This is a genomic window from Xanthomonas sp. 3498, assembly GCF_014199795.1.
In the GTDB taxonomy this organism is placed as follows: Bacteria; Pseudomonadota; Gammaproteobacteria; order Xanthomonadales; family Xanthomonadaceae; genus Xanthomonas_A; species Xanthomonas_A rydalmerensis.
Genome location: NZ_JACHOH010000003.1, coordinates 130,705 through 156,977, shown reverse-complemented (window position 1 = coordinate 156,977; position 26,273 = coordinate 130,705). Strand labels below are relative to the sequence as shown.

18 protein-coding genes are annotated in these 26,273 nt (G+C 69.9%); 11 read left to right on the top strand and 7 right to left on the bottom strand.

All coding sequences use genetic code 11. The features are described 5' to 3' along the window. The first annotated feature begins 116 nt into the window (after positions 1 to 116). Positions 117 to 560 (top strand): nuclear transport factor 2 family protein, encoded by a 444-nt coding sequence (locus tag GGR66_RS10335; protein WP_184448215.1) that lies wholly within the window; start codon positions 117 to 119, stop codon positions 558 to 560. Between the two features lie 418 nt (positions 561 to 978). Continuing rightward, complete coding sequence (locus GGR66_RS10330; protein WP_184448214.1) at positions 979 to 1,269, top strand: hypothetical protein; 291 nt, start codon at positions 979 to 981, stop codon at positions 1,267 to 1,269. 52 nt (positions 1,270 to 1,321) lie between these two features. On the opposite strand, the gene GGR66_RS10325 is transcribed toward GGR66_RS10330, so the two are convergent. The 7 genes from GGR66_RS10325 to GGR66_RS10295 all read right to left on the bottom strand — a co-directional run bounded on the left by GGR66_RS10325 (position 1,322) and on the right by GGR66_RS10295 (position 9,326). Further along, positions 1,322 to 4,534: an error-prone DNA polymerase gene (locus tag GGR66_RS10325; protein ID WP_255421662.1), complete on the bottom strand. Its 3,213-nt coding sequence runs from the start codon at positions 4,532 to 4,534 to the stop codon at positions 1,322 to 1,324. Continuing rightward, positions 4,531 to 5,952 carry a DNA polymerase Y family protein gene (locus GGR66_RS10320; RefSeq protein ID WP_184448213.1) on the bottom strand — a complete coding sequence of 474 codons (1,422 nt, stop codon included), beginning with the start codon at positions 5,950 to 5,952 and terminating at the stop codon, positions 4,531 to 4,533. The genes GGR66_RS10325 and GGR66_RS10320 overlap by 4 nt, the downstream gene beginning before the upstream one ends. A 10-nt stretch (positions 5,953 to 5,962) precedes the next feature. Further along, on the bottom strand, positions 5,963 to 6,583 hold the full coding sequence (gene imuA, locus GGR66_RS10315) for a translesion DNA synthesis-associated protein ImuA (RefSeq protein ID WP_184448212.1): 621 nt from the start codon (positions 6,581 to 6,583) through the stop codon (positions 5,963 to 5,965). Then, on the bottom strand, positions 6,583 to 7,191 hold the full coding sequence (lexA, locus tag GGR66_RS10310) for a transcriptional repressor LexA (protein WP_184448211.1): 609 nt from the start codon (positions 7,189 to 7,191) through the stop codon (positions 6,583 to 6,585). Before lexA ends, imuA begins: the two co-directional genes overlap by 1 nt. Positions 7,192 to 7,337: 146 nt before the next feature. Continuing rightward, entirely contained in the window at positions 7,338 to 7,694 is a 357-nt protein-coding gene (locus GGR66_RS10305; protein WP_184448210.1) for an XRE family transcriptional regulator, read from the bottom strand. After that, positions 7,691 to 7,786, bottom strand: coding sequence for a type II toxin-antitoxin system RelE/ParE family toxin (locus GGR66_RS21185; RefSeq protein WP_237474580.1), 96 nt, complete (start codon positions 7,784 to 7,786; stop codon positions 7,691 to 7,693). The genes GGR66_RS10305 and GGR66_RS21185 overlap by 4 nt, the downstream gene beginning before the upstream one ends. Positions 7,787 to 8,084: 298 nt before the next feature. Next, on the bottom strand, positions 8,085 to 9,326 hold the full coding sequence (locus GGR66_RS10295) for a citrate synthase family protein (protein ID WP_184448209.1): 1,242 nt from the start codon (positions 9,324 to 9,326) through the stop codon (positions 8,085 to 8,087). 119 nt (positions 9,327 to 9,445) lie between these two features. On the opposite strand from GGR66_RS10295, the gene prpB reads away from it, so the two are divergent. From prpB to GGR66_RS10250, 9 genes are all read left to right on the top strand, one after another. Continuing rightward, positions 9,446 to 10,333 carry a methylisocitrate lyase gene (gene prpB / locus GGR66_RS10290; protein WP_160963184.1) on the top strand — a complete coding sequence of 296 codons (888 nt, stop codon included), beginning with the start codon at positions 9,446 to 9,448 and terminating at the stop codon, positions 10,331 to 10,333. A 31-nt stretch (positions 10,334 to 10,364) separates the two neighbouring features. Next, positions 10,365 to 10,970: a DUF1003 domain-containing protein gene (locus GGR66_RS10285; protein ID WP_184448208.1), complete on the top strand. Its 606-nt coding sequence runs from the start codon at positions 10,365 to 10,367 to the stop codon at positions 10,968 to 10,970. A 41-nt stretch (positions 10,971 to 11,011) separates the two neighbouring features. Next, positions 11,012 to 12,178 (top strand): 2-methylcitrate synthase, encoded by a 1,167-nt coding sequence (gene prpC, locus GGR66_RS10280; RefSeq protein ID WP_160966279.1) that lies wholly within the window; start codon positions 11,012 to 11,014, stop codon positions 12,176 to 12,178. Between the two features lie 262 nt (positions 12,179 to 12,440). Next, a complete protein-coding gene (gene acnD / locus GGR66_RS10275) occupies positions 12,441 to 15,056 on the top strand; it encodes a Fe/S-dependent 2-methylisocitrate dehydratase AcnD (protein ID WP_184448207.1) in 2,616 nt (871 codons plus the stop codon). Between the two features lie 30 nt (positions 15,057 to 15,086). After that, a complete protein-coding gene (locus GGR66_RS10270; protein WP_160966283.1) occupies positions 15,087 to 15,590 on the top strand; it encodes an SRPBCC family protein in 504 nt (167 codons plus the stop codon). Between the two features lie 37 nt (positions 15,591 to 15,627). Next, the gene (gene prpF, locus GGR66_RS10265) at positions 15,628 to 16,821 is read left to right on the top strand and encodes a 2-methylaconitate cis-trans isomerase PrpF (protein WP_184448206.1); all 1,194 of its coding nucleotides are present in this window, start codon (positions 15,628 to 15,630) and stop codon (positions 16,819 to 16,821) included. A gap of 402 nt (positions 16,822 to 17,223) precedes the next feature. Beyond that, a complete protein-coding gene (locus GGR66_RS10260; RefSeq protein ID WP_160966287.1) occupies positions 17,224 to 19,443 on the top strand; it encodes a TonB-dependent receptor in 2,220 nt (739 codons plus the stop codon). 69 nt (positions 19,444 to 19,512) lie between these two features. Then, complete coding sequence (locus GGR66_RS10255; RefSeq protein WP_184448205.1) at positions 19,513 to 20,532, top strand: nucleoside hydrolase; 1,020 nt, start codon at positions 19,513 to 19,515, stop codon at positions 20,530 to 20,532. 561 nt (positions 20,533 to 21,093) lie between these two features. Beyond that, positions 21,094 to 25,983 carry an alpha-2-macroglobulin gene (locus GGR66_RS10250; RefSeq protein ID WP_184448475.1) on the top strand — a complete coding sequence of 1,630 codons (4,890 nt, stop codon included), beginning with the start codon at positions 21,094 to 21,096 and terminating at the stop codon, positions 25,981 to 25,983. Positions 25,984 to 26,273: the final 290 nt, after the last annotated feature.

Here is a 26,273-nt window from a genome sequence, read left to right as displayed (position 1 = left end):
CGCTCCCGATGGACGCGGCCATCATAGGGCCGGTCGCGCCGCGACGTTTCGATGCGCATCGAAACGATGTCGCCGGCGGATTCCTAGACTGCGCGCACTTCAACCGGAGCCTGCCGATGCAGACGAACGAAACGCCGTCGAACCCCGCCGAGCGCGATGCGCACCTGGTGTTCGAACACTGGCATCGGCATGTGGTCGCGCGCGATCTGTCGGCGTTGATGGCGCTGTATGCGCCGGACGCACAATTGGAGTCGCCGTTGGCCTATGTGGCGTCGGCGACGCGTCAGGACGGGCGGCTGCAGGGCCGCGAGGCCATCGCGGCGTTCTTTGCCGCGTCCTTCGCCCAGCCCGAGAACGGCCTGGGACGCTGGTATCGCAGCGGCCACTGCCATGTCGCGGGGCGGCAATTGGTCTGGGAGTACCCGCGCGAAACGCCGCAGGGCGATCAGGTCGATCTGGTGGAAGTGATGGACCTGGACGCCGCGGGATTGATCGCCTGCCATCGCGTGTATTGGGGCTGGAAAGGCGTGCAGACATTGCTGGCTGCGCTGGGCAGATAGCCTTCGGCACAGGGGCCGGCCTCGGCGGCCCGGACACGGCATGACAACGACGATCGCGGGCTTGCGCCGGAAGTCATGGCGCGCTGGCCTTGCGTGGCTGCGCGAGGAGCGGCCGTCGGCAGCATTGCCGCCTGACTTGGATCCGCCGATCCGGCGTTCGATCCGCCGTCGCCGGGTTTCGTCGCAATCCTCCTGGCGCCGGCGTTTGCGCTGGCTATCTTGCCTCGGCGCTGTCCGCAATGGGTGGATGGCGATACGTGCGGCCGGATGCCGCTGTGGCCTGTTTGCCGTTGTTGGCGGTGGTGCGCGTGGCGATGCCGGACGCGCGCCGCCGTGCCGTGCGGCGACGTCCTGCAGCGCTTCCGCTCTGCACGGCCGCATGGGGATGGCGGTTCTCCGTCTCCGCTTGGGAGCAGTGATGAACAACGGACTCGCAGCGCTTGGTTTTTCGTATTTGCTGATGGTGTGCGCACCGCTGCAGGCGGCACCGGTGGAGTGCGACAGCATGGCCGCGACGGCCAGGCTCGTGGCCAGATATCGTCAGTTGGGTGGGCCGTTGTCGGAGATCGCCAGCCATGGTGCGATCGGATCGAGCAAGGCCAGGCGCGAATTGGCCGCCACCATCTATCGTGAACGCCTCAGCGAAGCGGAGGCGGTGCAACGGGCGATGCAGGCGTGCGGCCATGCCGCGGAGGTGCCATCGCACTAACGGCGGCCTGCCCGCTCGCTCGCTGCGCAAGGCATACAACGCTGCGCTTGCGTCAGTGGAAGTCGCGGCTGCGGATGTCCAGCCCCAGCAGCAGGGGCGTCAGGTCTTCGAGATGGGCGGCGATCAGGTGACGGACCTTGCCTTCGGTCTCGACGCGACCGCGCACCAGCAGCAGCCGCGATTCGATCAGGGCCTGGCGCTGGCGTTCGGCCAGGCGCCGCCACACCACCACGTTGACCAGACCGTGCTCGTCTTCGAGGGTGACGAAGGTGACGCCGCTGGCGGTCTGCGGGCGTTGGCGCATGGTGACCAAACCGGCGATGGCGACCGCGCTGGCGTGCGGCAGGTCGCGTAGTTCACCGGAATGGCGGTAGCGGCGCGCACGCAGCTGCGCGCGCAGCAGGGTCAGCGGGTGCTTGCCCAGGGTGGTGCCGATCGTCGCGTAGTCGGCGCGGATGTCCTCGCCCTGGCTGGGCAGCGGCAGCGGGACCTGTTGCTCGGGCGTGGCCGCGAGCGCTTCGAACAGCGGCCGCTGCGCCTCGACGCCTGCCACGGCCCAACGCGCGCGATGGCGATGGCCGGCCAGCGCTTTCAGCGCGCCGGCGTCGGCGAGCGCGGCGCGGGCCTTGTCGTCGAGGGCGGCGCGGTGGCACAGGTCGGCCAGGTCGTGGAACGGCGCCTGCGCGCGCGCCTGCTGCAGGCGCAGCGCGGCGTCCTCGGCCAGGCCGCGGACCAGGCGCAGGCCCAGGCGGATCGCCGGTTGCACGTCGGGATCGGGGCTATACGCTTCCAGGCTGCAGTCCCAGTCGCTGTAGCGCACGTCCACCGGCCGCACCTGCAGGCCGTGGCGGCGCGCGTCCTGCAGCAACTGGTCGGGGCTGTAGAAGCCCATCGGCCAACTGTTGATCAGGGCGCAGGTAAACGCCGCCGGTTCGTGGCACTTGAGCCAGCAACTGGCGTAGGTGAGCAGGGCGAAGCTGGCGGCGTGGCTTTCGGGGAAACCGTAGCTGCCGAAGCCCTTGATCTGCTCGAAGATGCGTCCGGCGAATTCGGCGGTGTAGCCTCTCTCGAGCATGCCTTCCAGCAGCTTGTCGCGATGCGGTTCCAGCCCGCCGTGGCGTTTCCAGGCCGCCATCGAGCGGCGCAATTGGTCGGCCTGGCCCGGCGTGTAGCCAGCAGCGTTGACCGCAAGTTGCATCACCTGTTCCTGGAACAAGGGGACGCCGAGAGTGCGCTTGAACACCTCGCGCAGTTCCTCGGGCAAGTCGTCGGGCTCCTCCTCGCCACTGCGCCGGCGCAGATACGGGTGCACCATGCCGCCCTGGATCGGCCCGGGGCGCACGATCGCCACCTGGATGACCAAGTCGTAGAACCGTTCCGGCAGCAGCCGCGGCAGCATCGCCATCTGCGCGCGCGATTCGATCTGGAACACGCCGATGGTATCGGCGCGCTGGATCATCGCGTAGGTCTGCGGGTCTTCGGCAGGAATGGTGGCGAGGGTGTAGTCGCGGCCGCGGTGCGCGCGCAGCAGGTCCAGGGTGCGCCGCAGCGCACTGAGCATGCCCAGCGCGAGCACGTCGACCTTCATCAGCCCGACCAGTTCCAGGTCGTCCTTGTCCCACTGGATCACCGTGCGATTGGCCATGGTCGCGTTCTCCACCGGCACCAGGGTGTGCAGCGCATGCTCGGAGATGACGAAACCGCCGGGGTGCTGCGACAGATGCCGCGGGAAGCCGATGAGTTGGCCGGCGAGCACCAGCAGCCGGCGCATCACCGGCGTGTCCGGTTCGAAGCCGCGCTCGCGCAGCAGTTCCTGCGCCGACTCCACCGGGTCGCGCTGGCCCAGCGCGGAGGACAGCGCATCGACGGTGTCGCTGGGCAGGCCCAGCGCGCGTGCCACGTCGCGTACCGCGCTGCGCGTGTGGTAGCTGATCGCCACCGCCGCCAGTGCGGCGCGCTCGCGCCCGTAGTGGTTGAAGATGTACTGGATCACTTCCTCGCGGCGGTCGTGCTCGAAATCGATGTCGATGTCCGGCCGCTCCTTGCGCTCCTCGGAGATGAAGCGTTCGAACAGCATGCCGATGCGGTCCGGATCGATTGCGGTGATGCCGAGCGCGTAACACACCGCCGAGTTCGCCGCCGAGCCGCGGCCCTGGCACAGGATGTCCTTCGAGCGCGCGAAGCGCACCAGGTCGTAGACAGTGAGGAAGTAGGACTCGTACTTCAGCCGCTCGATCACGCCGAGTTCGTGTTCGATCAGGCGCCGCGCCTTGTCCGGCACGCCGTGCGGCCAGCGCTCGGCCGCGCCGCGTTCGGTGAGGATGCGCAGCCATTGCGTGGGCGTGTGCCCGGGCGGCACCAGTTCGTGCGGGTACTCATACTGCAGTTGCTCGAGATTGAAACTGCAGCGCCGCGCGATGCGCACCGTTTCGGCCAGCAGTGCCGGCGGATACAGCGTCGCCAGCGTGGCACGCGGGCGCAAGTGGCGTTCGCCATTGGGATACAGGTGGGCGCCGGCTTCGTGCAGCGGCAGGCGCTGGCGGATCGCGGTCAGTGTGTCCTGCAGCGCGCGACGGCCGCGCGCATGCATGTGCACGTCGCCGCTGGCGACGGCGGGCAGCCGCAGGCGCTGCGCCAGGTCCAGTCGCGCCTGCAGCAGCGCGGCATCGTCGGGGCCGCGCAGCAGTTCCACGGCCAGCCACAGCCGCTGCGGGAAGCGCGCCTGCAGCCAGGCGCCGTCCTTTGCGTCGTCGCCGTCACCGCGTGGCAGCCACAGGCACAGCAGGCCGGCGCCGTCGTCCGCGCTGGTCAGATCCTCGCGCAACGCACGATAGGTGCCCTTGTCGGCGCGGCGTCGGGCCAGGGTAATCAGCCGGCACAGCCGCTGGTAGCCATGCAGGGTCTCGGCCAGCAGCACCATCTTGGGGCCGTGCTCGAACTGGATCTCGCTGCCGACGATGAGGTGCAGGCCCATGTCCCGGGCCGCCTGCCACGCACGCACGATGCCGGCCAGGCTGCATTCGTCGGTGATCGCCAGGGCGCGGTAGCCGTGGTGCAGCGCGCGTTCGCACAGTTCCCAGGGGTGCGAGGCGCCACGCTGGAAGCTGAAGTTGGACAGGCAATGCAGTTCGGCGTAGTCGGGCAGCGTGGGGTCCGCTGGCGCGCGCGGCACGTTGGCGGCGGGTGCGCTGGCCGGCGCAGACGTTGGCGTCGGCAGCAGCCGCAGGCGCGGCGGCATGCGGGGGTGCGGCGGGGTGTGGCTCATGCGAACCAGCCGTGCAGCATCAGCACATCCGGCGCATCGGCCGGGGAGAAGGCCCAGGCGCGCTGGCCCTGGCGGGTACGCACGATGTAGTAGTCGCGGCGTACGTCGCCGTCGTCCCACCAGCCGCTCTCGATGCGTTCCGGCCCGGCCAGGCGGTCGGGCGCGCGTTCGCGCAGCGGCACCGGTCGCGGCAGCAGCCAGCCGGGGCGTGGCGGTGCGGTGGCGGGCGCCGCCGTGCCGCGGGCGGCGGCGGACTCGGCGCGCCAGGCCAGTTCCGGGCGATGGTCGGCGTGCGCGCGCAGGCCGTGCACGGCGTCGTCGCCCAGGCGCGCGCGCAGGCGTTCGCGCAGTTGCTCCCACGGCAGCGCCTGTTGCGCGCGCTCGTCGAACAGTTCGCGCGCGGCCGGCACGAACGGCGGCAGTTCGTCGGCGCACAGGCGCAGCGCCTGCACCGGCGCCGGCACGCTGGCCTGCTGCAGGCGCCCGCGCGCCAGTTCGAACAGCATCGCCGCATCGCGCTCGGCGGCGAGCAATCCCACCGGCACCACGCTGGGCTCCAGGTCCTCGTGTTCAAGCAGCAGGCGGAAGCGCTGCACGCCGCCGTCGCGTCCGGCCAGGAACGCGGCCAGGTCCTGGGTCAGGCGACGCAGCGGGAACAGCAGCGCCTGGTTGGATTCGGTGGCATAGCCCAGTTCCAGGCGCGCATCGAAGCGGTCCGGCGGCAGGTAGTACTGCAGCGGCAGCGGCGCTTGCCCGCGCAGCGCATCCAGGTGCTGCAGCAGGGCCGGCGGATAGCGCCGTGCCAGCGCGGTGCGCGGTAGCGCGAACAGCTGCTGCAGGCGGCGCAGGCCCATCCGCGCGAAGCCGTCGGCCAGGGTCGGCGACAGCCCGGCGCGGGCGATCGGCAGCTGCCCCAGCGCGCGCTGCAGCGCGGCGTTGTCGAGCAGGGCGATGCCGTCGTGCGCATTGACCAGCGCACGCGCGGCCAATGGATGCGGTGCGACCACGATGCGGTGGCGAAAGCCCAGTGCGGTCAGCTCTTCGCGCAGCCGTGCCTCGAAGCGCGGCCAGGGCCCGAACAGACCGAGACTGGCCTCGATCTCCAGCAGCAGCGCGCCGGGATAGTCGGTGCTGACCAGCGAACTGAAGCGATACGCCCAGGCGGCCAGGAACTGCTGGCTGCGGCGGCTTTCTTCGGCATCGTGCAGGGCGGTGGCGAAGCGGTCGCACAGCGCTTGCGCGGTGACCAGCGATTGCCCGGGGCGCAGGCCGCGGGCGCGCGCGGCGGCGTTGACCGCCTTCAGCGTGCGCCGCTGCGGCGGGCCGTCGAGCAAGGCCAGCGGTTCGTCCGGCGACGGCCAGCGGCGCAGGACGGTGTCCAGCGCCAGTTGCGGCAACAGGATGCAAGCCCAGCGCATGCCTGCGGCCTCACCCGGTCGCCAGAGCGGACAGGGCGATCGGCTGCGCCGGCGGCAGGCCGCCGCGGCACTTGAGCACGCGCAGTTGTGCCGGCGCGGCGTCGATGGCGATGCGCAGCGCGGCCGGCGATGGATTGGCGGCCGCCTTCAGCGGCCGGTAGGCGAAGCCCAGGGTGCGCCCGGTCTCGGCAGCCACCTGCAGCCGGCGCAGGGTCTTGTCGCCGGCCAGCCCCGGCCAGCACAGCACCGCCGCGCAACTGCCCGAACGCAGGCATTGTTCGGCAGCCCAGGCCGCGTCGGCGCCGGCGCGGACGATCTGCAGCTGCGCCAGCGCCACGCCGGCCTGCGCCCAGGCGGCGGGGTAGGGCAGGTACGGCGGATCGACCAGCACGATGCGGCCGCCGCCCTGGGACAGCCGCGCCAGCGTCGGCCACAGCAGCTGCAGCTCGCCGATGCCGTCGGCGGCGTGCAGCAACTCGGTCAGCGCCATCTCCGGCCAGCCGCGCGCGGGCAGCACCGCGTCCAGCGCGGCGTGCCCGGTGGGCTGCGCGCTGGGCGGCAGCGCCGTCGGCTGGCCGCGCCAGACGCGGCGCTCGGCCAGCAGGCGGTCGAGGGCGACGACGGCGGCCATCAGCCGGGCCGGATCAGGCCGCAGTAATGCCCTTCGATGGCGAAGTCCTGCCCGCGGCCGACCACGATCGGCGCATAGGCGGGATTGCGCGGCAGTAGCGCGATGCCGGCGCCATCGGCGCGATAGCGCTTGATGGTGAGTTCGCCATCCAGCCGCGCCACCACGATCTGGCCGTTGCGCGCGTCGGCGGCGCGACGCACCCCGACCAGGTCGCCGTCGAGGATGCCGTCGTCGATCATCGAGTCGCCCTGCACCCGCAGCAGGTAGTCCGGGCGCAGCGCGAACACCGCGCGGTCCAGGCGCAACTGCTGGTCCAGGCCGATGTCGGCACCGATCGGCGCACCGGCGGCGACCCGGCCCAGCACCGGCAACTGCAGCAGTTCGCTGCGGTTGCCGGCCTGCGCCGGGCGCAGGCTGCGCGCCTGCTGCGGCACCTGCGCCAGCAGCCCGGCCTCGACCAGTGCCTGCACGTGCTTGCGCGCGGCATTGCGCGAGGCGAAACCGAAGCGTTCGGCGATCTCGGCCAGGCTCGGCGGACGTCCGTCCTGCTCGATGCAGGCATGGACGTAGGTGAGGATGGCGGCGCGCTGCGGGGACAGGGTGGTCATGGTGTACATTTGTACACCGAGGGCGCCGCCTTGGCGAGATGGGGCGGCTGAACGCGTTCGGAGGCACGCCCGCTCCGATGCGCTGGCGCCATCCGCCGGTCAGGCTGGCTCGTCCAGCCGTGGTATTGGAAGGGCGTTGACCGCGCTCAGCTGCCGATGCCGGCCGAGTTCTTGGTCTTCGCCGTTGGCGGTTTGCCGACGGGCCTGCCCGATTGCGCGGCGACCAGGTCGATCTGGATTCGGTAGCCCAGCGCCGTGGCGGCGCGGCTCAGCGTGTCCAGGGTGAGGCTGGTGTCGGTGGCGTCCAGCACGCGGTCCAGTTGCGACCGGCTGGTGTTCATGCGCCGGGCCAGCGCGCTCTTGGTGAGCTTGGCGGACTTCATCGCTTCGGCGACCTGCCAGGCGATCACGCGCTTGGCGGCGAGCGCGGCGGTGTCTTCGAGGATGCCTTCCTCGGCCAGGAAGCTGTCGAAGCTGGATCCGATATGGACATTGCGGCTCATCGCATCACCTCGTCTCTGCGGCGTTTGGCGGTGGCGAGATCGGCGCTCGGGGTCTTGCCCGATTTCTTGACGATGCCATGCAGCAACACCATGTCCGATCCAACGGTGGTGAAAAAATCCGCGCGATGCCTTCGGGAATCGCACTGCGCACTTCCCACAGGTGCTGGTCCAGCTTGCGCACCAAGGGCATGCCGAGCGGCCATCCCAACTGCACCGTCTTGATGTCGTCGCCGATGGCGCGCCTGGCATCGGCGGACACGTCTTCCTTGAGCCAGACCCGCACCGGCTCGACGCCCGATGCGGCACGGTAGAAGCGCACGTCCAGTGTGGTCTCCATGGCGGCATGGTGTACCAATCTTGGTGCACACGCAAGGTGCGCTCGCCGTCCTTTCAGCCCCGCGCGGCGCCATCCTCCGGCATCGCCCCGGCGTAGCGGGCGCGGGGCCGGATCAGCTTGCCCAGGGCCTGCTGCTCCAGGGCGTGGGCCAGCCAGCCGGCCTGGCGGGCGGCGGCGAACAGCACCAGGGCGTGCGCCGCGGGCAGGTCGTGGACGAAGCAGAGCGCGGCCAGCAGGCAGTCGATGTTCGGACGCTGGCCGCTGCAGTCCTGGGCGGCGGCGATCACCGCTTCCACGTGCTGCATGCGCGCGCTGCCGCCGCTGCGTTCGCGCAGCAGGCGCAGCACTTCGGCCGCGCGCGGATCGCCGTCGGGATACAGGGCGTGGTGGAAGCCGGGCAGGTCGTCGCCGCGCTGCCAGCGTTCGGTGATCAGGGCGGCGGCGCTGGGCGCGTCCTGGGCGTCGCGCAGCAGGGCGTGGGCGCGGGCGGTGGCGCCGCCGTGGCGCGGGCCGGACAGCGCGGCCAGGCCGGCGCTGACGGTGGCGTGCAGCGGTGCGCCGGTGGAGGCGACCACGCGGGCGGCGAAGGCGGAGACGTTGAGTTCGTGGTCGGCGCACAGCAGCAGCGCGGCGCGCACCAGCTCGGCGAAGTCGTCGTCGCCGGGGCGCCAGTGGTCGGCGATCAGGCGATGCAGTGGGCGCGCGTCCGGTACGGTGCCGACCAGCAGCGCGGCGTTCTGCCGCAGCAGGGTGGCGGCGATTTCGCGGCGCACGCCGGGGGCGGCGTTGAGCGACTGGCGCAGGTCCAGGGCCAGCAGCGGGATGCAGGCCATGGCGCGTTCCAGCGGCGGCAGCGCGGCATGTCCGGCCAGCGGCGCCACCACCGCCGGCCACGGCGCGACCGGGGCGCTGGCGAACGGGTCTTCGCCGTCGGGGCAGTCCCACAGCAGCCGCGCGACGTCCTCCAGGCTGGCGCCGGCGCGCACCATGGCCACCGCCGAGCGTCCGCGGTAGTAGGGGCCGTCGGGGCGGATCAGCGAGATCCGCGTCTCCAGCACCGGCAGGCCGCGGTCCAGGCTCTGCGCGGCGCCACGTGCGGCGCCGCGGCCGGCGCGCTTGCGCTGCGCCAGCCGCTCCACTTCGGCGCGCAGGTAGGCGCGGCTGCGGTGGTCGGCGCCGGCGCGCGAACTGAGCAGGCCACGGCTGACGTAGGCGTACAGGGTGGCGCTGCTGATGCCGAGCAGGGCGCAGGCCTGGGCGGCGGAGATCAGGTTGCGGTCGGTGGCGTCGGACATGAAGGGACGATAGGTTGATTCATTGAATCAAGATTGATCCGTGCTTGCGAGAGTGCCAGATTGGCGCCCATCGCGGAACGCCCGGTGGGGCGCCGCCGCCTCTTCGTCAGGAGTCGCCCATGTCCCTCGTTTCCCCCGGCGCCGGTTTCCGCGCCGCCCTGGCCGCCGAAGCGCCGTTGCAGGTGATCGGCGCGATCAACGCCAACCATGCGCTGCTGGCGCAGCGCGCCGGCTACAAGGCGATCTACTTGTCCGGCGGCGGCGTCGCCGCCGGCTCGCTGGGCCTGCCGGACCTGGGCATCAACACCCTGGACGACGTGCTGATCGACGTGCGCCGCATCACCGACGTGTGCCCGCTGCCGCTGCTGGTGGACATCGACACCGGCTTCGGGCCGAGCGCGTTCAATATCGAGCGCACCATCAAGGCGCTGATCAAGGCCGGCGCGGCCGCCTGCCACATCGAGGACCAGGTCGGCGCCAAGCGTTGCGGCCATCGCCCGGGCAAGGAGATCGTCAGCCAGGGCGAGATGGTCGATCGAGTCAAGGCCGCGGCCGACGCCAAGACCGATCCGGACTTCTTCCTGATCGCACGCACCGACGCGATCCAGGCCGAGGGCGTGGACGCGGCGATCGAACGCGCCATCGCCTGCGTGGAGGCGGGCGCCGACGGCATCTTCGCCGAGGCCGCCTACGACCTGGACACCTATCGCCGTTTCGTCGACGCGGTGAAGGTGCCGGTGCTGGCCAACATCACCGAGTTCGGCAAGACCCCGCTGTTCACCCGCGACGAACTGGCTTCGGCCGGCGTGGCGATCCAGTTGTTCCCGCTGTCGGCGTTCCGCGCCGCCAACAAGGCCGCCGAGGACGTGTACACCGCGATCCGCCGCGACGGTCACCAGCAGGCGGTGCTCGAGCGCATGCAGACCCGCGAGGAACTGTACGAGCGCATCGGCTACCACGCCTTCGAGCAGCGCCTGGATGCGCTGTTCGCCGGCAAGGGCGCATGATCGGCGGCGATTTTCCTGCCCGAGTCCGTCCATGAATACCCAAGCCAGCGCTGCATCGTTCCTGCGCAGCCGCATCGATCGCCGCCAGACCGCGCGGCATCTGCTGCAGACCGAACTGGACAAGCTGTCCGAGGCCGAGCGCGAGGTGGTGGAGCGCTTCATCGCCAAGCGCCATGTGGCCCGGGACATCGTCAAGCAGGCCGACAGCGATCGCTCGCTGGGCGAGCGCATCGCCGACCGCGTCGCCGCGATCGGCGGCAGCTGGAGTTTCATCATCGGCTTCGGCCTGGTGCTGCTGGGCTGGATCGCGCTCAACAGCCTGCTGCTGGCGCACGCCTTCGATCCGTATCCCTACATCCTGCTCAACCTGTGCCTGTCGTGCCTGGCCGCGATCCAGGCGCCGGTGATCATGATGAGCCAGAACCGCCAGGCGGCGGTGGACCGCCTGCACGCGCAGAACGACTACGAAGTGAACATCAAGGCCGAGCTGGAAATCCTGCAGGTGCACGAGAAGCTCAACCAGCTGCGCGAGCAGGACTGGGCGACGCTGGTGGAACTGCAGAACCGCCAGATCCTCATGCTGCAGCAACTGCTCGAGCGCGCCGGGATCTCGCCGCCTCAACAGCAGGCGCCCTGATCCACTGCACCCATCCGACCGCAACACCCGGGAGATTCGCCATGAACGACAGCACCGCTCCGCAGACCGCCCCCGGCTTCAAGCCGAAGAAATCGGTGGCCCTGTCCGGCACCGCCGCCGGCAACACCGCGCTGTGCACGGTGGGCCGCAGCGGCAACGACCTGCATTACCGCGGCTACGACATCCTGGACCTGGCGCGCAGCAGCCAGTTCGAGGAGATCGCCTACCTGCTGGTGCACGGCAAGCTGCCCAGCAACAGCGAGCTGCGCGGCTACAAGGCCAAGCTGCGCTCGCTGCGCGGCATCCCGGCCGCGGTCAAGGCCGCGCTGGAGCAGTTGCCGCCGTCGGCGCATCCGATGGACGTGATGCGCACCGGCGTGTCGGTGCTGGGCTGCGTGCAGCCGGAGAAGGACGACCACAATCATCCCGGCGCGCGCGACATCGCCGACAAGCTGATGGCCAGCCTCGGCTCGATGCTGCTGTACTGGTACCACTACAGCCACAACGGCCGGCGCATCGAGGTGGAGACCGACGACGATTCGATCGGCGGACACTTCCTGCGCCTGCTGCACGGCTTCAAGCCGCACGAGGAATGGGTGCAGGCGATGCACACCAGCCTGATCCTGTACGCCGAGCACGAGTTCAACGCCTCCACCTTCGCCTGCCGGGTCATCGCCGGCACCGGCAGCGACATGTACAGCGCCATCGCCGGCGGCATTGGTGCGCTGCGCGGGCCCAAGCATGGCGGTGCCAACGAGGTCGCCTTTGAGGTGCAGAAGCGCTACGACACCCCGGACGAGGCCGAGGCCGACATCCGCGCGCGGGTCGAGCGCAAGGAAGTCATCATCGGCTTCGGCCACCCGGTGTACACGGTGTCCGATCCGCGCAACCAGGTCATCAAGGACGTGGCGCGCGAACTGTCCGAGGCGCAGGGCAGCCGCAAGATGTACGACATCGCCGAGCGCCTGGAGACGGTGATGTGGGACATCAAGAAGATGTTCCCGAACCTGGATTGGTTCAGCGCGGTCAGCTACCACATGATGGGCGTGCCGACGGCGATGTTCACCCCGCTGTTCGTGATCGCCCGCACCGCCGGCTGGAGCGCGCACATCATCGAGCAGCGCATCGACGGCAAGATCATCCGCCCCAGCGCGAACTACGTGGGGCCGGAGGATCAGGCGTTCGTGCCGATCGATCAGCGCAAGTGATGCCACCCAAAATCGTCTACCCCGAGTGACACTCCCCTCTCCCGTCGGGAGAGGGGCCGGGGGTGAGGGTACGGCGGCCAGGGACGTCTGCGATGGAAGTCCTTTCCTCCAGGCACCTCCATAGCGCCGGTACCCTCATCCACCCCTCATGAGAAATCGGATTGCACCAGGCTTCGCCCGTACCCTCATCCGCCCCTTCGGGGCACCTTCTCCCGGTGGGAGAAGGAGTCCTGTCTTCGCTTTTTTTCTACTGTAGCCAGCCATGAACAGCCACTACCGTAAATCCCTTCCGGGTACCTCGCTGGACTACTTCGACGCGCAGGCCGCAGTCGATGCGATCAGTCCGGGCGCCTATGCCGGCCTGCCTTACGTCTCGCGCGTGTTCGCCGAGAACCTGGTGCGTCGCTGCGATCCGGACCTGCTGCACGATGCGTTGCTGCAGCTGATCGAGCGCCGTCGCGACCTGGATTTCCCGTGGTTTCCGGCGCGGGTGGTGTGCCACGACATCCTCGGCCAGACCGCGCTGGTGGACCTGGCCGGGCTGCGCGATGCCATCGCCGAGCAGGGCGGCGACCCGGCCAAGGTCAATCCGGTGGTGCCGGTGCAACTGATCGTCGACCACTCGCTGGCGGTGGAGTGCGGCGGCGACGATCCGCAGGCCTTCGCCAAGAACCGCGCGATCGAGGATCGCCGCAACGAGGACCGCTTCCACTTCATCGACTGGAGCAAGCGCGCGTTCCGCAACGTGGACGTGATCCCGCCGGGCAACGGCATCATGCACCAGATCAATCTGGAGAAGATGTCGCCGGTGATCTACGTGCACGACGGCGTCGCCTTCCCTGATACCTGCGTGGGCACCGACAGCCACACCCCGCACGTGGACGCGCTGGGCGTGATCGCGATCGGCGTGGGTGGGCTGGAAGCGGAGAGCGTGATGCTCGGCCGCGCCTCGTGGATGCGCCTGCCGGACATCGTCGGCGTCGAACTGAGCGGCCGGCCGCAACCGGGCATCACCGCCACCGACGTGGTGCTGGCGCTGACCGAGTTCCTGCGCCAGGAGCGCGTGGTCGGCGCGTATCTGGAATTCTTCGGCGAAGGCGCCGCGGCGCTGACCATCGGCGACCGCGCCACCATCTCCAACATGTGCCCGGAATACGGCGCCACCGCGGCGATGTTCTACATCGACCAGCAGACCCTGGACTATCTGCGCCTGACCGGGCGCGAGGAAGCGCAGGTGGCGCTGGTGGAGCAGTACGCGCGCACCACCGGGCTGTGGGCCGATGCGCTGGCCACCGCGCAGTACGAGCGCGTGCTGCGCTTCGACCTGTCGCAGGTGGTGCGCAACATGGCCGGCCCCAGCAACCCGCACAAGCGCGTGGCGACCACCGAGCTGGCCGCGCGCGGCATCGCCGATGCCGCCAAGCTCGCCGCCGGCCAGGCCGAGCAGGCACAGGGGCGCATGCCCGACGGTGCGGTGATCATCGCCGCCATCACCAGTTGCACCAACACCTCCAACCCGCGCAACGTCATCGCCGCCGGCCTGCTGGCGCGCAATGCGCGCGCACGCGGCCTGGGTCGCAAGCCGTGGGTGAAGACTTCGCTGGCGCCCGGATCCAAGGCGGTGCAGCTGTACCTGGAAGAGGCCGGCCTGCTGCCGGACCTGGAGGCGCTGGGTTTCGGCATCGTCGCCTTCGCCTGCACCACCTGCAACGGCATGAGCGGCGCGCTGGATCCGCGCATCCAGCAGGAGATCGTGGAGCGCGACCTGTACGCCACCGCGGTGCTGTCGGGCAACCGCAACTTCGACGGCCGCATCCATCCCTACGCCAAGCAGGCGTTCCTGGCCTCGCCGCCGCTGGTGATCGCCTACGCCATCGCCGGCACGGTGCGCTTCGATATCGAGAAGGACGTGCTGGGCACCGATGCCGACGGGCGCGAGGTGCGGCTGAAGGACATCTGGCCCAGCGACGCCGAGATCGATGCGGCGGTGCGGGCGGCGGTGAAGCCGGAGCAGTTCCGCCGCGTCTATGCGCCGATGTTCAACGTGCGCGTGGAGCAGGGCGCGCCGGTGGCGCCGCTGTACGACTGGCGCCCGCGCAGCACCTACATCCGCCGCCCGCCGTACTGGGAAGGCGCGTTGGCAGGCGAACGCACGCTGCGCGGCATGCGCGCGCTGGCGGTGCTCGGCGACAACATCACCACCGATCACCTGTCGCCGTCCAACGCGATCCTGGCCGACAGCGCCGCCGGCGAATACCTGGCGCACATGGGCGTGCCGGAGGAGGACTTCAATTCCTACGCCACCCATCGCGGCGACCACCTCACCGCGCAGCGCGCCACCTTCGCCAACCCGAAGCTCATCAACGAAATGGCGGTGGTCGACGGCAAGGTGCAGCAAGGCTCGCTGACACGGCTGGAGCCGGACGGGCAGGTGCTGCGCATGTGGGAGGCGATCGAGACCTACATGGCGCGCAAGCAGCCGCTGATCGTGATCGCCGGCGCCGACTACGGCCAGGGGTCCTCGCGCGACTGGGCGGCCAAGGGCGTGCGCCTGGCCGGGGTCGAGGCCATCGTCGCCGAGGGCTTCGAGCGCATCCACCGCACCAACCTGATCGGCATGGGCGTGCTGCCGCTGCAGTTCCTGCCCGGCACCACGCGCACGACCCTGGGCATCGACGGCAGCGAGACCTTCGACGTGGTCGGCACGCGCACCCCGGGCGCCACGCTGACGCTGCGCATCGTGCGCCGCAACGGCGACGTCGCGGACGTGCCGGTGCTGTGCCGCCTGGACAGCAACGAGGAGGTGTCCATCTACGAGGCCGGCGGCGTGCTGCAGCGCTTCGCCCAGGACTTCCTGGAGGACGCCCGCAGCGCCTGAGCCGACTGCCGCTGTCATGGGGCGCGTGCCATGCTGGCTGCGCCCGCCACCGCCAAGGAGACCGCCATGAGCACGTCCGCTGCCACCACCGGTACCGTCCACTTGCATCGCGTGTTGCGCGCGCCGGCCGAGCGCATCTACCGCGCCTTCCTGGAACCGGCGGCGCTGGTCAAATGGCTGCCGCCGCACGGCTTCGTCGCCACCGTGCATGCGCTGGACGCGCGCGTGGGCGGCAGCTACCGGATGAGTTTCACCAACCTCGGTACCGGCACCAGCAGCGCCTTCGGCGGCACCTACCTGGAATTGGTGCCCGGCCAATTGATCCGCCATACCGACCGCTTCGACAACCCGGACCTGCCCGGCGAGATGATCGTGACCGTGCGGCTGCGGCCGGTGGCCTGCGGCACCGCGCTGGAGATACTGCAGGAGGGCATCCCGCCGCAGATCCCGGTGGAGTTCTGCCATCTCGGCTGGCAGGAGTCGCTGAGCCTGCTGACGCAGCTGGTCGAGCCCGAGATTCCCGATTCGCCCTGATCCGTCCCATTCTTTCGTCCGCACACCCGGAACCGCCATGGCCCACGCTCCGCAACTCCGCATCCCCGCCACCTACATGCGCGGCGGCACCTCCAAGGGCGTGTTCTTCCGCCTGCAGGACCTGCCCGCGGCGGCGCAGACGCCGGGCCCGGCGCGCGATGCGCTGCTGCAGCGGGTGATCGGCAGTCCCGATCCCTACGCCAAGCAGATCGACGGTATGGGCGGGGCCACTTCCAGCACCAGCAAGACCGTGATCGTGGCGCCGAGCACGCGTCCCGGCCACGACGTGGACTACCTGTTCGGCCAGGTCGCGATCGAGCGCGCATTCGTGGACTGGAGCGGCAACTGCGGCAATCTGTCGGCCGCCGTTGGGCCGTTCGCGATCGCCGCCGGGCTGGTGGAGCCGGCGCGGATTCCGCGCGACGGCGTCGCCACGGTGCGGATCTGGCAGGCCAACATCGGCAAGACCATCGTCGCGCAGGTGCCGATGACCGACGGCGCGGTGCAGGAGACCGGCGACTTCGAGCTGGACGGGGTGACCTTCCCGGCGGCGGAGATCGCGCTGGAATTCCTCGACCCGGCGGCCGACGAGGACGGCGCCGGCGGCGCCATGTTCCCCACCGGCAACCTGGTCGACACGCTGGAGGTGCCGGGCGTCGGCAGCTTCCAGGCGACCCTGATCAATGCCGGCATCCCCACCATCTTCCTCGAGGCGCAGGCGCTGGGTTACCGCGGTACCGAGCTGCAGGACGCGATCAACGGCGATGCGCAGGCGCTGCAGCGCTTCGAAACCATCCGCGCGTACGGCGCGCTGCGCATGGGCCTGATCGCCACGCTGGACGACGCGGTAACCCGCCAGCACACGCCCAAGGTGGCCTTCGTCGCGCCGCCGGCCGACTACGTCGCCTCCAGCGGCAAGCCGGTGGCGGCCGCGGACATCGACCTGCTGGTGCGGGCGATGTCGATGGGCAAGCTGCACCACGCGATGATGGGCACCGCGGCGGTGGCGATCGGCACCGCCGCGGCGATCCCCGGCACCCTGGTCAACCGCGCCGCCGGCGGCGGCGAACGCACGGCGGTGCGCTTCGGCCACCCCTCGGGCACCTTGCGGGTCGGCGCCGAAGCGCGCCAGGCGGACGGCCAGTGGACCGTCACCAAGGCCTTGATGAGCCGCAGCGCGCGCGTGCTGATGGAAGGCTGGGTGCGGGTGCCGGAGACAGCGGCTGGTTGAGGCGCCGGCCGGCTGAGCCGGTGGCAGCGAGTGCGGCCCCGAGCGTCTCGGAGGCCGGAGAAGTTGCCGCTTCGCTCGTCGCGGCTGAAGCCGCTCCTACAGGCGGGTACAGGTGGGGCACCTCGCCAGCCTGATACGTCCACAGGGGAGGGCAGCCCTGTGGGAGGGACTTCAGTCCCGACGCGACGAAAGGCGACTACCGCAATCCGGGAGGTCGGCCCGGGCCCTCAGGCCCAGCTCCAGCGCCAGCCCCGCTGTTGCCAATCCCAACTCCCCAATCCCAAATCCCGGCCCCACCAGGTGACGCCGGCCGCCGCAGGTTGTATATTTTGTGTTAATTATGCTGCGGCGCGGCAAGGACTCGGCGCGCTCCCGATTACGCCCACCCATCCCGGAGTTCCCATGTCTGCCAGTTGGTCGCTGCGCGCCAGTGCGCTTGCCGTTGCCGTCGTTTCCGCGCTTTCGTTCCCCGCCGCCGCCCAGCAGGCGGACAGCACCGACGGGGTCGCCCGTCTGGACACGATCAAGGTCACCGCCGAGCGCCGCGCCGAGGACTCCAAGGACGTGCCGGTGTCGGCCAGCGTGCTGCGCCCGGAATACCTGGACGCCATCGCCACCAGCGGCTCGGACGTGCGCGTGCTTGCGGGCAAGGCGCCCAGCCTCAATGTCGAGTCGTCCAACGGCCGGGTGTTCCCGCGCTTCTACATCCGCGGCTACGGCAACACCGACTTCAACACCTACGCCTCGCAGCCGGTGTCGCTGATCTATGACGACGTGGTCGCCGAGAACGCGTTCCTGAAGGGCTTCCCGATCTTCGACCTGCAGAGCCTGGAAGTGCTGCGCGGTCCGCAGGGCACGCTGTTCGGCCGCAACACCCCCGCCGGCGTGGTCAAGTTCAACTCGGTCAAGCCGACCATCGGCGCCAACGACGGCTACGCCAGCCTGTCCTACGGCACCTACGGCACCATGACCATGGAAACCGGCCTGAGCGTGGCCATGGGCGACAAGTGGGCCGCGCGCCTGTCGGCGCTGGGCCAGCGCCGCGGCGACTGGGTCGACAACACCGTCGACAACCGCTCCTTCGAAGGCTACATGGACTCGGCAGTGCGCCTGCAGGTGCTGTTCCAGCCGGGCGAGGACTTCAGCGCGCTGTTCAACGCGCACGCGCGCCACCTCGACGGCACCGCGCGGCTGTTCCGCGCCAACATCTTCCAGCCGGGCACCAACCAGCTGGTCGCCGGCTTCGACCCGGACAAGGTGTCCATCGACGGCAAGAACACCCAGGAACTGCAGACCTACGGCGGCAGCGCCAACCTGACCTGGGACCTGGGCGACATCGTGCTGCACTCGATCACCGGCTACGAGGGCATCGGCAAGTACTACAGCCGCGGCGACATCGACGGCGGCTACGGCGCGGTGTTCGCGCCGCCGTCCGGCCCCGGGGTGATCCCGTTCCCGGTGGAGACCGCCGGCGGCATCAAGAACCTGGACCAGTATTCGCAGGAGCTGCGCGCCGAGTCGCAGTACGCCGGTCCGCTGAACTGGCAGGCCGGTCTGTACTACTTCCACGATTCGGTGGAGGGCGAAAACTACACCTACAACACCCTGGCCGGCGGCACCCTGTCCAGCTACCAGCTGACCCGCCAGCGCAACACCTCGTGGGCGGCGTTCGGCTCGCTGAACTACGCGGCCACCGAGCGCCTGAACCTGCGCGCCGGCATCCGCTACACCTACGACAAGAAGATCTTCGACGTCCTCCAACTGGACCGCGTGACCCTGCAGCAGCCCTCCAGCGGCAGCACCGACAACTCCAAGGTCACCGGCGACCTCAGCGCCACCTACACGATCAATGACAACGTCAACGTCTATGCGCGCGCCGCCCGCGGCTTCCGCGGCGCCAGCTTCGGCGTGCCGTCGGCCACCGCACCGCTGACCGTGGCCGCGCCGGAGACCGTGGACTCGTTCGAGGTCGGCATCAAGTCCGACCTGTTCGACAAGCGCGCGCGGTTGAGCTTCGACGTCTACGACTTCCGGGTGAAGAACCAGCAGCTGACCGCGGTCGGCGGCGCTTCCAACGACGTGCGCCTGCTCAACGCCGATACCTCCAAGGCGCGCGGTGCCGAATTCGACTTCGAAGCGCTGCTGACCCAGAACCTGCGCGTGACCCTGGGCGGTGCCTACAACTGGACCCGCATCGAGGACCCGACCCTGTCGGTGGGCGTGTGCCGTACCTGCACCGTGACCGATCCGATCAATGCCTCCGGTCGCGCGCTGATCGACGGCAACGTGCTGCCGCAGGCGGCCAAGTGGATGGGCAACGCGACCCTGCGTTACGGCATCCCGGTCGGCGACGACGCCGAGTTCTTCTTCTTCACCGACTGGTCCTACCGCAGCGAGATCAACTTCTTCCTGTACGACTCGCGCGAGTTCGTCGGTCAGCCGCTGCTCGAGGGCGGTGCCAAGATCGGCTACAACTGGGGCGCCGGTGCGTACGAGGTCTCGGTGTTCTGCCGCAACTGCACCAATCAGATCCGCGCCACCGGTGCGATCGATTTCAACAACCTCACCGGCTTCATCAACGATCCGCGCATCGTCGGCGCGCAGTTCCGCGCCAACTTCTGATCCGCGGCCTCGCCGTTGCAAGACCGACCGCCGGCTATCATGCCGGCGGTTCTTTTTTGGGAGAGGCGCATGCGCAATCTGATCCGATGGGCGGCATTGGCGCTGCTGGTCACCGCGTCCGCGGCTGCCGCAGGGGCGGTGCGCCCCGCGGCCGTCGCGCCGCCGCAGGACGCGGGTGCATCCGCTGCGCCCGTGCAGAAAGTGATCGTCTCTACCGACATCGGCGACGACATCGACGATGCGTTCGCGCTGGCGCTGCTGTTGCGCAGCCCGGAGCTGCAGGTGCTGGGCATCGCCTCGGCCTGGGGCGACACCGGCCTGCGCGCGCAATTGCTGCAACGGCTTCTGCAGCAGGCCGGCCGCAGCGACATCCCGCTGGCGATCGGCCAGCGCACCACCAGCAGCATTCCCTTCAGCCAGGCGCGCTGGGCGGCGAAGGGCCGCCTGCCTGCCGCGGCGCCGGACGCGGCCGCTTTCATCCTGGCGCAGGCGCGGCGCCATCCCGGCGAGGTCACCCTGCTGGTGCTCGGCCCGCTGACCGACGCGGCGCGCGCGCAGCAGCGCGACCCGGCCGGCTTCGCCCAGCTCAAGCAGGTCGTGCTGATGGGCGGCTCGGTGCGCGCGGGCTACGGCAAGTCGCGCTACCGTCCGCCCAATCCGCAGGCGGCCGAGTACAACATCGCGGCCGACATCGCCGCCGCGCAGCGCGTGTTCGCCGCTGGCGTGCCGATCGTGATGCTGCCGCTGGATGCCACCCAAGTGACGTTGGAGGAGCCGGAACGGGTGGCGCTGTTCGCCCATGGCGAGCCGCTGACCGACGCGCTGGCACAGCTCTACTACCAGTGGCGCGACACCGACCAGCCCTGGGCCAGCGCCACCCCGACCCTGTTCGACGTGGTGCCGGTGGCGCAGTTGCTCGCCCCCGGCCTGTGCCCGACCGTGCCGCTGCGCATCGTGGTCGACGACAAGGGCTACACCCGCGAAGCGCCGGCGGCGGGCGCGCCGGGCGCTGCGGCCAATGCCCAGGTGTGCCTGGCGCTGGACCGACCGCGGCTGATCGCGCTGTACATGCAGCGGCTGCTGCGCTGAGCCGACATTTAGGTGCGTAGCGGCGGCTTCGCCATGAGGCCATCGCTCCTATGCGACGTGTCGTCGCGACAAGCGGAGCCACCGGCCGATCCGTTGCTCTGCAGTCGGGATTGAAGCCCTCTCACATGAGGCTTGCGCCGTGAGTGCTGTCGGCAGGGCCACCGGATTGGCTCCCTTGTGGGAGGGACTTCAGTCCCGACGAGTGGAGCCATCGGCCCATCCATTGCCGTCGCGTCGGGACCGACGTCCCTCCCACATGACCTCGAGGCGAGGGCGCACGGGTACTCATTCAGGGGGTAGGAGCGGCTTCAGCCGCGACGGGCTTTCCCGGGAATGTCTGTCGCGGCTGAAGCCGCTCCTACGGGGACTCCACGGGGATCGTCGGCATGGTTGCGGGGCGTGTTTCCGCGCCGACGGTAGCTTGCCGCGCACACGCCGATGGATGGTGCATCTTCGCCCCTCCAGCCGTCGCGCCGGCGCTTTATACTCGCGCCACATTCACGGAGCGAACGCATGCACACGGATTCGAAGCGGCGCTGGGCGGGCCTGCGCGCAGGGTTGATGGGGACTTTCTTGTTGCTGGGTCTGGCGCTTGCGCTGGGTGGCTGCAAGCGCAACGAATCCGGGCAGTTGCCCGAGGCCAGCGGCGAGCCGGTGAAGGGGCAGAAGGAAGCGATGAAGGGCTTCGGCCTGGTCCGCGCCTATCCGGACCAGAAGGGCGACGGGCTGTCGCTGGCGCTGGAGTTCTCGCGGCCGCTGGTCGGCACCCAGGATTTCGACAAGCTGCTGCGCTTCGAGGAGAAGGTCGGCACCGACGAGAGCGCCTGGTCGCTGTCCGACGACGGCAAGACCCTGCGCTACCCCTACGTGGAGGCGGCCAAGGATTACACGGTGGTGATCTCGGCCGACCTGCTGGCGGCCGACGGCAGCCGCCTGGGCAAGCCGCTCAAGCAGAAGGTCTATACCGGCGAGTTGACGCCGGCCGTCGGCTTCGCCTCGCAGGGCAGCGTGCTGCCGGCGCGCGAGAGCCGCGGCCTGCCGGTGGTCTCGCTCAACGTGCCGGAAGTGGACGTGGAGTTCATGCGGGTCAAGGACAGCGCGCTGCCGGCGTTCTTCGCCCAGTACCAGCGCGGCGGCCGCCGCGGCACCTGGGAGCTGGACAGCGACTATGGCGACCACACCCCGATCTCGCAACTGGCCGATTCGGTCTATACCAACCGCTTCGTGCTCGGCGGCGACAAGAATGAGCGCGCGCTGACCTACCTGCCGATCCAGGAGATCAAGGAACTGCAGGCGCCGGGCCTGTACTTCGCGGTGCTGCGCCGCCCCGGCAAGTTCGACAACGAGTACGACACCGCCTTCTTCACGGTCAGCGACATCGGCCTGCATGCGCGTGCCTACAAGGACAAGCTGTTCGTCCACACCGCCTCGCTGCAGAGCGGCGAGCCGTTGAAGAAGGTGGAGTTGCGCGTGCTCAACGCCGACGGCGAGCTGTTCCTGAAGGGCCAGACCGACGACAACGGCAACGCGCTGTTGAACTACACGCTCGACGCCGGCCAGGTGCTGGTGGCGCGCAGCGGCACCGACCTGTCGATGCTGCCGTTCAACCAGCCGGCGCTGGACCTGAGCGAGTTCGCGGTGGCCGGGCGCGAGAACGCCTGGTTCGACGTGTTCGCCTGGTCCGGCCGCGACCTGTACCGCCCCGGCGAGACCGTGCGGGTGTCGGCGCTGCTGCGCGACAACGACGGCAAGCCGGTGCCGACCACTGGCAAGGGCGCGCAGCCGGTGTTCCTGCGGCTGAAGCAGCCCGACGGCAAGATCTTCCGCGAGACCCGGCTGCAGCCGGGCGACCAGGGCTATTTCAGCTTCGAGCAACTGATCCCCGCCGATGCCCCGACCGGGCGCTGGCAGGTGGAGTTCCGCACCGACCCGACCAGCAAGGAAGCGGTGCAGGGCATGACCCTGCGCATCGAGGAATTCCTGCCCGAACGCATGAAGCTGGACCTGGACAGCGCGCAGAAGACGCTCAAGCCGGGCGAGCCGTTCAAGCTGCAGGCCACCGCTGCCTACCTGTACGGTGCGCCGGCCGCGGGCAACCGCTTCACCGCCAAGTTGGCGGTGGCGGTCGAGCAGCATCCGGTGGAAGCGCTGCCGGGCTATTTCTTCGGCGACCCGACCCTGCAGTTGCCGCGCGAAGCCAAGGACATCGTCGACACCGAGTTCGGCGCCGACGGCAAGCTCAGCGAGGACCTGGCGCTGCCCGACGAGGCCAAGCCGACCAGCACCATCGCCGCGCTGGTCTCGGCCAGCGTGTACGAGACCGGCGGCCGCACCGTCACCCGCACCCTCAAGCGCGTGCTGTGGCCGGCGCCGGCGCTGGTCGGCGTACGCCCGCTGTTCGACGACAAGGACGGCGCCGACGCCAACGCCAACGCGCGCTTCGAACTGATGCGGGTGGATGCGCAGGGCAAGCCGCAGCCGGCCAAGGGCCTGAAGGTGACCCTGGTGCGCGAGCTGCGCGACTACCACTGGGCGTTCACCGACAACCGCTGGGACTACGATTTCACCCGCCGCTTCGAGAACAAGCAGACGCTCACCGTCGATGCCGGTGCCAGCGCCGCCAAATTCGATTTCCCGGTGGAGTGGGGCGAGTACCGGGTGGACGTGTTCGACCCGGCCACCGGCCTGACCACGCGCTATCCGTTCCATGCCGGCTGGAGTTGGAACGACGACAACCGCGGCCTCGATGCGCGTCCGGACAAGGTCAAGCTGGCGCTGGACAAGACCGGCTACAAGGCGGGCGACACGCTCAAGGTCACCCTGACCCCGCCGCACGCCGGCCCCGGCGTGTTGATGGTCGAGAGCGACCGCATGCTGTACGTGCAGGACATCGACGTGAAGCCGGGCAGCAGTTTCGAGATCCCGGTGACCAAGGACTGGGAGCGCCACGACGTCTACGTCACCGCACTGGTGTTCCGCGGCGGCTCGGCGCCGAGCAAGATCACCCCGGCGCGCGCGGTCGGCGTAGCCTACGTGCCGATGGACCGCAAGGCCCGGCGCGTGGCGGTGGGCTTGGTCGCACCCAAGCAGATGCGCCCGGAGCAGCCGCTGCCGGTGACGGTGAGCGTGCCGGAACTGGCCGGCAAGCAGGCGCACGTGACCATCTCCGCGGTGGACGTGGGCATCCTCAACATCACCCGCTTCCCGGTGCCGGACGCCAACGCGCAGTTCTTCGCGCAGCGGCGCCTGGGCGTGGATGCCTACGACATCTATGGCCGGGTCATCGAGAGCTTCGAGGGCGGCACCGGCAAGCTGCGCTTCGGCGGCGACATGGCGCTGGCGGCGTTGCCGCAGGCCAAGCGCCCGACCGCGCGGGTGCAGACCGTGGACCTGTTCTCCGGCCCGGTGCAGCTCGACGCCAAGGGCAACGCCCGCGTGCAGCTGCCGGTACCGGACTTCAACGGCACCCTGCGCGTGTCGGCGTTGGTCTATTCGGACGAGCGCTACGGCAACCGCGACGTGGAGACGCTGGTGCGCGCGCCGATCGTGGCCGAGGCCAGCATGCCGCGGGTGATGGCGCCGGGCGACCGCAGCACCGTGACCCTGGACGTGCAGAACTTCACCGGCCAGCCGGGCGAGTTCAAGGTGCGGGTGGATGGCGAAGGTCCGCTGGCGATCGCCGACAACGCGCGCAGCGCCAAGCTGGGCAAGGACGGCAAGGCCACCCTGAGCTTCCCGCTGGTGGCGCAGGAGGGCTATACGGTGGCCAAGGTGCGGGTGCGCGTGGAAGGCAATGGTTTTGCCGCCGACCGCCGCTACGACCTGCCGGTGCGTGCGGCGTGGCCGTCGGTGCTGCGCACGCAGACCCGCGTGCTCGACCCGTTGGCGCCGGTGACCCTGGGCGCCAGCGATGCCGAAGGCCTGATGGCCGGCTCGGTCAACGCGCGCATGCTGGTCAGCGCCTTGCCGCCGATCCCGTTCGCCAGTGCCCTGCAGGGCGCGCTGCAGTACCCCTACGGCTGCGCCGAGCAGACCACCAGCAAGGGCTACGCCGCGCTGCTGCTCGACGACGCCACCGCGCGCCTGCTCGGGGTCAAGGGCCTGGATGCGGCCACGCGCCGCGCGCGCATGGAAGGCGCGTTCGGACGGCTGGCCTCGATGCAGGTCTCCAGCGGCCACTTCTCGATGTGGGGCGACGACGGCTACGTCAATCCGGGGCTGACCCCGTACATCGCCGAGTTCCTGCTCGACGCTAAGGACGCCGGTTTCGCGGTGCCCGACAACGTGCTGCAGAAGGCGTTGAACCGGCTCAGCGAGGACCTGCTGTCCGGGGGCAACAACTTCTACGGCCAGGACCGCCGCGAGAACCTGAAGTTCGCCAACCAGGCCTGGTCCGGCTACGTGCTGGCGCGGGTCAACCGTGCGCCGCTGGGCACGCTGCGCGCGCTGTACGACAACGACCGCAGCAAGGCGCTGACCGGCCTGTCGCTGGTGCATCTGGGCGTGGCGCTGTCGCTGCAGGGCGACAAGAAGCGCGGCGAGGCGGCGATCGCCGCCGGTTTCGCCAAGGACAGCGCCGACCGGCCGCGCTACTTCGGCGACTACGGCAGCGTGGTCCGCGACGATGCGCTGATGATCGCGCTGCTGCACGAGCGTGGCCTGGCCAAGCCCGAGTACGACGCGCGGGTGATGGCGCTGGGGCGCGAGATCGACGCGCGCCGCCGTGGCGGCTGGCTGTGGCTGAGCACGCAGGAGCAGGTGGCGCTGGCGCGCATGGGCAAGGCCTTGCTCAACAGCCAGACCGCGCAGGTGTCCGGACAGTTGAATGTCGGCGACAGCAGCGAAACGATCGCCCCGGCCAAGGCCTTCGGCCGCCAATTCGACGAGGCCGAACTGGCGCGCGGCGTGCACTTCGTGCCGCAGGGCCAGCCACCGCTGTACGCCAGCCTGGAAATCGCCGGCGTGCCGCGCACGCCGCCGGCGGCCGACGACAGCACGATGAAGGTGGAGCGCAGCTTCTACGGCACCGACGGCAAGCCGTGGACGCCGCAGCCGCTGAAGGAGGGCGAGGCGCTGATCGTGCGTGTCACCATCACCTCGGACACCAGCATGCCCGACGCGCTGCTGACCGACCTGCTGCCGGCCGGCCTGGAGATCGAGAACTTCAACCTGGGCGACGCCAAGCAGTGGGCCGACGTGGTGGTGGACGGCATCGAGATCAGCGACCGTTCCAACGCCGCCGACGTCAAGCACGAGGAGTTCCGCGACGACCGCTACGTAGCCGCGTTGAGCCTGTCGGCGGGCAGCAAGGCGCAGGTGTTCTACCTGGTGCGCGCGGTGACCCCGGGCACCTACACGGTGCCGCCGTCGCTGGTCGAGGACATGTACCGCCCCGACCTGCGCGGCGTGGGGCGCAGCAACCCCGGCACGATCAACGTCGTGCAGCCTTGATCCAACCTCCCCTCTCCCCCCGGGAGAGGGGCAGGGGTGAGGGTACGGCGGCCAGAGATGCCAGAACCGCCGCGCTCAACTCCCCTCTCCCGCCGGGAGAGGGGTCGGGGGTGAGGGTGCGGCGGCCAGAAATGCACCAGAAGCCGCGTGCCCAACTCCACTCCCCCGGGAGAAGGGGTCGGGGGAGAGGGTACGACCGCCAGAAATGCACCAAAGTCCGCCGCGCTCAACCGCTGCAGATGCCTCCCACACCTCGCAGCACCCAAGACAGGACCCGGCAGGGTCCTGTC